This window comes from Pseudoalteromonas sp. SG44-17 (assembly GCF_014164235.1).
Taxonomy (GTDB): domain Bacteria; phylum Pseudomonadota; class Gammaproteobacteria; order Enterobacterales; family Alteromonadaceae; genus Pseudoalteromonas; species Pseudoalteromonas rhizosphaerae.
In genome coordinates this window covers 1-7,032 of the sequence record NZ_JACJEV010000062.1, presented here as the reverse complement: position 1 = coordinate 7,032, position 7,032 = coordinate 1, and the positions used below count along the sequence as shown (strand labels likewise).

Genomic DNA, 7,032 nt, shown 5'->3' with positions numbered 1-7,032 from the left:
AAGGTTTAGCGTCATTAAGAGATATTTGGATCAATATTCACTACGGGAGATGAACCGCCCATTGCGGACCCGCATGATGGGTGGTGTGGGGGCTGGAGGTTAGAGACCTCCGGCTACCCGATTAGTTGCTAATTGTTAAAAGCATTAACTTAACAACAAGTTATCACATTTATGGGATAAGCAGAAGAATCAAAAAACACCCCACTGCAACTTTGCCACACAACGTGAACTTTGAGCCTTAAACACAATTGCTAATTGAATTTACCTTACAAAGTTAAGGCGAAAACTGTGTAGCCAAACGCGTAAAACGACTTTATAAAAACGATTGATTGCCACAAAAAAGGGAGGAAACAAGCACCAATCCTTTGATGTGAAATGCCGCACGATTACAAATAAATTTACACGAACAAGTTGCGGCAACTAACGCCGCGTTAAGTAGTGAGCAACATTACCACCTAACCTAAACCATTGTGCCGTAAACACTAAATTCAAAGCAAACCAAAAATGCCTAGCGTTGCGAATCTGCCTTAAACGCTTTGTTAGTTGCTATTCTAAACCTTTGATTCCCAGTTTATTCCGACTTTGCCAACACCGTTTTTGAGCGCTTTGAAAAGCTCAAATCAGGCGCAGTTTCAAAGCGCCTGTCACTGAAACCACTTGGAACTAGCAACGCCGTAGAAAGCTGGCTGAAAAGCACCAAAAAGACCTTTTGGAAAGGCAATGCCACAAAGCTGAATTTCAACGAGTAAATTAGCGTCTGAAACAGCGAAACAAAGCCACAATATTAAAAATCGAACGCAACTTCAGCACACCCAGACACAAAACTGAGCAAATTTGCACAATTCATTAGCCTTAAACTTTCTGCTTGAGCTGCGTTTTTACCACTGGCAACTAACAGCTTATTCAAAGGATCTAAACCCACAAGTTGCAGAGAGAAAATCCTTTGAGTTTTTTAATACTTTCAGTCTAACTCTGTATCTAAATGTAAATCAAGGGATTTATATTTGTTGTTTTTTTGTTGTTGTAAAATACAAGAAATAATCCCGCGAGTTGTTGAAAAAACCCAAATACAACGACTGTTTATATATGGCTATGTTGTAGTTAAGTGTGGCTAGGCGATAATTCATTTTATAAAGCCTCTTTTATCCATGTTTGATCTGAGAACTCCGTGTTATCTTCCATGGTTCTAAACCAACTCAGATAATTCTCAATATAGTCAGTACCTAATTCGTGTGAATCGCAATGTGGACAATGAGATATTGTTTCTTCATGGTCAGCAATGGCTTGACCCAGTTGGTTATTAGCAATATTAGATTCAAATTCATGACGGAGTTTTTTAGTTGGGAGTAGTTTAAGTTAATAACGTGACGTAATACATTTTGAAACTGCTTTGAAGCCATACAGCATCTGCCATTGTTGGGTTTCAGTACATTAAGTATAGTTCACCAACACCGAAAGGTAACATAGCCCATTTTGGACACCTGTAATACAACCAAATACCAACGTTAAATATGAGCACTCCGATTAATGCACCATAAAAAGGATTTAGAAACTCAATATCAAAATATTGAAGAATAAAGCCACTTGAAAAGCATACAACAGTTAATAGTAATACGAGATAAAACCGTTTTTTTACTGGTTTAAATTGCTTCGATACATCATCCATAATTGAGTGTTGCTCCAGTTAAATTAACGCTGCCGTTGGCGGTAAAATGAGAGTGGCTAAATCGCGAGGAACAAGCGAAGCAAGTTACCACGCTACTTTATTACTTTGTTTTATTGTATCAACGGCACCGATAAAGTTTTGTGCTATTCATATTCGCTGAATACTTGGTGTACCCTTGCTGGTGTTATTTTATTAAAGTCATCTTGGTAGTAGTCCTTCGCATACTCAATAAAATATTCTGGAGTTATAGTGATTGCAGGGAGCAGCCAATTAGCTCCGTTATCTTCATTGTTTTGGAAATTAACAGTTCCTTGTTGCCATGACCCTGAGTTGGAAGTACGCCAAAAACAAAAGGTCACATGAGCTATTTCGAAGAAATCGTTATCTAAAACGCCGAGCAGTTCTTCAGGAGCCCCTTCATACATCCCTGGCCAAATTCTAAACTCTTCTTGAGCATGAGGACTAACTTCTGATTCATGATCGAAGCCTTTAATTAAAATAGCATCACCTTTTATGACAATGACGATTTCATCACCACCACCATTTTCATATGAAGCAACGTCTATCCCTGGCGCCCAATTAGCTTTGTAAGAAAAGCACCTTAGGTATTCGTCTTCACAAAGCTCTATATCCAAAGCTGCACTAGCTTTTAGAGCAGAGACTAGTTTTTTATTGGGTAGATTATCTAATATCATTTAAGCTCTCTTTGTGTGGGTAGACAATTTTATCTCCAATGTTTTTCTTTGTATTACAATACATTGATCATAAATTAAGAAAGTACAGATATGCAATTAGGTCATCAAGTCTCTGCTTTTTATAGGCAAGCCGGCGGCTCACCCTCCGGCAATTTTCACTTTGAATTTGAGTGCTTCGAGGATGGCTTTGAGTTTTTCGCGGTCGTCGCCTTGTACTTCAATGATGCCGTCTTTTACCGCGCCGCCTTGGCCCATTTTACTTTTAATGGTTTTGGCGAGTTTTTTTAAATCGTGTTGCTCGCTGTCAATACCAGTTACCAACATAACACCTTTACCTTTACGGCCTTTGGTTTGGCGTTCGATGCGCAGGGCGCCGTCTTTAAATACTTTACTAGCCACTTCTGTGCTTGGTTTTGGTTGGCTGATACGGCCTGTTTCGGTTGAATAAACGAGATTACTATCACTCATGCTTAACCTGCATTTAAAAAGTTAAATAAACAATGGCCTAGATAATATCAAATCTAAAACAAATTTGTGCATAGGGTGTTTTATTTTTGGTGATTTATCATTAACAAGTTATATTTAATACTAATTAAGAATGGATAATCTGAGCAGGAGTTAACTAATGGGTCTAAGTAAGAGTGCATCAGCAGATGGTGCTACACTGACTATTCAAATTAAAGGGAAGTTCGACTTTAATTTAGTGCAGTCATTTCGACAGTCGTATTCCGATATCAATGAAAAAACCGCTAAGGTCGTAATTGACTTGCGAGAAACAGATTACATGGATAGCTCCGCCCTTGGTATGTTACTGAATATGAAAAAGACCTTGGGTACCTCAGTTGATGCAATTCAAATCAGTAATTGTCAGCCGCAACTGAAAAAAATCCTGCAAATATCACGTTTTGATAAAAAGTTTGATATTGATTAATGCATATTCTCGTTGTTGATGATCAGCCACTTAATTGTACGCTTTTGAAAGTAATGCTGGTGCAACAAAATTACGAGGTATCAACTGCCGCTAACGGTGTTGAAGCATTAGCAATATTAGCACAGCAAAGCATTGATATTGTGCTACTCGATGTAATAATGCCAGTAATGGATGGCTATGAAACAGCGACAAAAATTAAGCTGTTATACAACGATGTTCACCTACCAATTATTTTTATAACCTCTTTGGAAGATCAAAACAGTTTTGAACGTTGTTTAGAGGTCGGTGGTGATGACTTTATTCATAAACCGTTTGATAAAGTAATTTTAACCGCGAAAATAAAAGCTCATAGCCGCACCCGCAAGCTGAGTTTAAAAACCCACGAACAAAATAAATTATTAGAATATCATTACAATCAAACCGAGCGCGAGCACGAAATCGTTGAGCATATTTTTAATAATGCCTTAGAAAACCAACATAAGTTTACCAACAACATTGATTTTCATCTTTCACCGGCTTCTATGTTTAATGGTGATATGTGTTTGGTTGGGCAAAGTCCAATTGGTAGTTTGTATTGTATGCTGGGGGATTTTACCGGCCATGGCTTAGCGGCAGCGGTAGGGGCATTGCCGGCGTCGAAAGTGTTTTACACTATGGTTAATAAAGGCATGGCGGTCAGTGATATTGCCGCAGAAGTTAATGCCGTATTAGTACAATTATTGCCCGGGCATATGTTTTGTGCCGCGACAATTATTGAGTTAAGTAGCTCCGGGAAAAGTGTTTCTGCTTGGCTTGGTGGCTTGCCTGACGCTTATTTAATTGATCAACAAGGAAGCGTATTAAAAACCTTAGAGTCACAGCACATGGCTTTAGGGATTTTAGAAGGCGATGAATTTGAGCGTGAATTAATTCATTTTGAAGTCGATAGCAGTATGCGTTTGGCACTGGCCACCGACGGTATTATAGAAACTACCAATGCAGACGATGAATTTTTTTCAGAGCAACGCTTTATAAAGGCACTTGCAAGCAAGCCCCAAGTCAGCTGTAAAGATGTGATCAATCAAGTGACCAAGTTTGCTCATGGCAGTAAACAACAGGACGACCTTAGTTTAGTGCTTTTTAACTGTATGGCGGTTCCTGCTGCGGCTGAAGAGCAAGCCGCTTACTCTCGATTACCGTTCAATTTTTCTTTAACGCTTAATTCACAGCAAATAAAACAAACCGATCCAGTGCTTGAAATCGTCGAAGTGATCACCCAAGTTGGCGGGCTAAAAGAGCACCGCTCTGATATTTTTTTACTGCTCTCTGAGGCATATAATAATGCACTTGATCACGGTGTATTAGGGCTCGATTCAGCGATTAAAAATAAAGAGGATGGTTTTATTGAGTATTATCAACTTCGAGAGGCAACATTAGCCAAACTCGTTGATGCATTGATCATTGTAGATATACGTTATTGTCCTGATACATTGAGCCTTTATTTTACAATTTGCGATTCAGGCAATGGTTTTGCAAACACCGACAGTAATGCTAACAGTAATAATCGCGAGCACGGTCGTGGGCTATCTATATTAGAAGAAATAGCAGAGCAGGTGACTTATAACTCATCGGGTAATCAAATTGAAATGTGTTATCGATTAGCGCAGCAACAAAGCTAGTCGTGGTTGTTTAGCCATGCTATGATTCGTTTTTTAGATGTTTGGATGGCTAAATGGTTTCTTCTTATTTATCTCTTGCGCAGTTAGATGTGCCTGCTCAGTTAGTCTCTGCTGAGCTTACTAAGCTCGAAAGCTATTTATCAAATCAGTCGCTTCCTGAGGTACGCTGGCAATATCAAATACCAGAACTGGGTGAAGGCGGGGCGTGCAGTTTATTTGGCTATTTACAAGATGAGCCGTTTAAACTCACTGATTTTTTACCGCAAGATCAGCACACCACGCAAAAGCTTGCTCAATTACAACTAATTGTTGATTACGTTGTAGCGCAAACTAAGGTTGATTGGTACGGCATTTACCAAAGTACAGCAACACCTGAGGGTCAGCAATTACTTAAACTGACTTACTTTGGCGCGCCAAGCCGACCGCTTTTTCCGCTTACTGAAGCATTTGCTGCTGGTAGTAATAATGTGCAGGTGGCACTGAGTAGTAAAGGGCGAGTGATCAACAACGTTGAGCAGTATTTGGCTGCGGGTGGTGAATATTATACCTGTGACCCTAAAGTAAAATCAGAAGCCTGTTTACCGCTTTTTGACAGTGCTAATCGCTGCGTTGGTATTGTTGATGGCGAAGCCTTTAATAACGATTTTTTCAACCAGCAAACATTAGCGCTATTAATTGCGTGCTGTATTAAAATTCCTCACTTTTTAGTGTAAATAACACTAGTCAATCTAGTGAGCTTTTATGTTAAGCTAAGTGCAACAGCTAACCCCTAAATAATGAAAGAGATAGTCAATGTTCTCAGTATTAAAACCATTACCCACTGATCCTATTCTTGGCCTTATGGCGGCCTATAAGCAAGATACTAACCCAAATAAGATTGACTTAGGGGTTGGTGTTTATAAAGATGAATTCGGTAATACGCCGGTATTAAAAGCAGTTAAAAAAGCTGAAGCGTTTCGTCTTGAAAACGAAACTAGCAAATCATACATTGGTTTGGCGGGTAACTTAGATTACTGCCAAAAAATGGAAAACCTATTATTAGGTGAGCACCAAGCGTTATTAGCTAATCGTGTTCGTACAGCACAAGCTCCAGGCGGTACAGGTGCACTGCGAGTTGCAGCTGAATTTATAGTTCGCTGTAATCCAGGTGCGACAGTATGGGTTACTAATCCTACTTGGGCAAACCACATTAGCTTGTTTGAAGCCGCTGGCCTAACAGTTAAAGAATACCCGTACTACGATTATGAAAACAAAGACTTATTATTTGATGAAATGATCGAAACCCTTACCCAAGTGCCAAAAGGTGATGTGGTATTACTGCACGCATGTTGTCATAACCCAAGTGGTATGGACTTAAACGAAGCACAGTGGAACACGGTTGCTGAACTGGCAAAAGATGTTGGCTTTACACCGCTGGTTGATATTGCATACCAAGGTTTTGGTTCAAGCCTTGAAGAAGATGCAAATGGTTTACGTATTTTAGCCAATGCAGTTGATGAGTTAATCATTTGTTCTTCATGTTCGAAAAACTTTGGTTTATACCGCGAGCGTATTGGTGCATGTTCAATTATTGCTAAAGACAGTGCAACAGCAGACATTTCAAACTCTGTTATGTTAAGTGTGGTACGTAGCATTTATTCAATGCCACCTGCGCACGGTGCTGACATTGTAAATACCATTTTAAGCAGTACAGAACTGACACAACAATGGCACAGTGAACTTGATGAAATGCGTAACCGTATCAATGGCCTACGTACTTTGATCAAAGACAGTCTAGCGGCAAAAGAGATTGCTCAAGACTTCTCATTTATTGACCGTCAACACGGTATGTTTTCTTTCTTAGGTATTAATAAAGAACAAATTGAGCGCCTGCAAAAAGAATACGGTATCTACATTGTTGGTTCAAGCCGCGTTAACGTAGCGGGTATCAGTCAAGCTAATATCGATTACTTTGCAAATGCTGTTGCAGATGTTTGTAAATAATCTTATTTAAATAGCGTTTATTGAAATAAAAAACCGCACTAACTTATTGTTGTGCGGTTTTATTTTTTAACCTAGAACCTAGAACCTAGAACCTAGAAC

6 protein-coding genes are annotated in these 7,032 nt (G+C 39.3%); 4 read left to right on the top strand and 2 right to left on the bottom strand.

Annotated features, from left to right (window positions below):
• Positions 1-1,809: 1,809 nt before the first annotated feature.
• Complete coding sequence (locus H5182_RS21640) at positions 1,810-2,361, bottom strand: hypothetical protein (RefSeq protein ID WP_182760619.1); 552 nt, start codon at positions 2,359-2,361, stop codon at positions 1,810-1,812.
• A 138-nt stretch (positions 2,362-2,499) separates the two neighbouring features.
• Positions 2,500-2,829 carry a stress response translation initiation inhibitor YciH gene (locus H5182_RS21635; protein ID WP_145240330.1) on the bottom strand — a complete coding sequence of 110 codons (330 nt, stop codon included), beginning with the start codon at positions 2,827-2,829 and terminating at the stop codon, positions 2,500-2,502.
• A 157-nt stretch (positions 2,830-2,986) separates the two neighbouring features.
• Between H5182_RS21635 and H5182_RS21630 the strand changes: the two genes are divergently transcribed.
• From H5182_RS21630 to H5182_RS21615, 4 genes are all read left to right on the top strand, one after another.
• On the top strand, positions 2,987-3,292 hold the full coding sequence (locus H5182_RS21630) for an STAS domain-containing protein (protein ID WP_145240332.1): 306 nt from the start codon (positions 2,987-2,989) through the stop codon (positions 3,290-3,292).
• Entirely contained in the window at positions 3,292-4,950 is a 1,659-nt protein-coding gene (locus H5182_RS21625; protein ID WP_182734873.1) for a fused response regulator/phosphatase, read from the top strand. Before H5182_RS21630 ends, H5182_RS21625 begins: the two co-directional genes overlap by 1 nt.
• A gap of 53 nt (positions 4,951-5,003) precedes the next feature.
• Positions 5,004-5,663 (top strand): histidine kinase, encoded by a 660-nt coding sequence (locus H5182_RS21620; RefSeq protein WP_182731054.1) that lies wholly within the window; start codon positions 5,004-5,006, stop codon positions 5,661-5,663.
• Between the two features lie 79 nt (positions 5,664-5,742).
• Positions 5,743-6,933, top strand: coding sequence for an amino acid aminotransferase (locus H5182_RS21615; protein ID WP_149983417.1), 1,191 nt, complete (start codon positions 5,743-5,745; stop codon positions 6,931-6,933).
• Positions 6,934-7,032 lie beyond the last annotated feature (99 nt).

Excerpts from the sequence above, each read along its gene's own strand:
- H5182_RS21630 (WP_145240332.1), top strand. The coding sequence starts at position 2,987 with ATGGGTCTAAGTAAGAGTGCATCAGCAGATGGTGCTACACTGACTATT.
- H5182_RS21620 (WP_182731054.1), top strand. The coding sequence starts at position 5,004 with ATGGTTTCTTCTTATTTATCTCTTGCGCAGTTAGATGTGCCTGCTCAG.
- H5182_RS21635 (WP_145240330.1), bottom strand. The coding sequence starts at position 2,829 with ATGAGTGATAGTAATCTCGTTTATTCAACCGAAACAGGCCGTATCAGC.
- H5182_RS21625 (WP_182734873.1), top strand. The coding sequence starts at position 3,292 with ATGCATATTCTCGTTGTTGATGATCAGCCACTTAATTGTACGCTTTTG.
- H5182_RS21615 (WP_149983417.1), top strand. The coding sequence starts at position 5,743 with ATGTTCTCAGTATTAAAACCATTACCCACTGATCCTATTCTTGGCCTT.
- H5182_RS21640 (WP_182760619.1), bottom strand. The coding sequence starts at position 2,361 with ATGATATTAGATAATCTACCCAATAAAAAACTAGTCTCTGCTCTAAAA.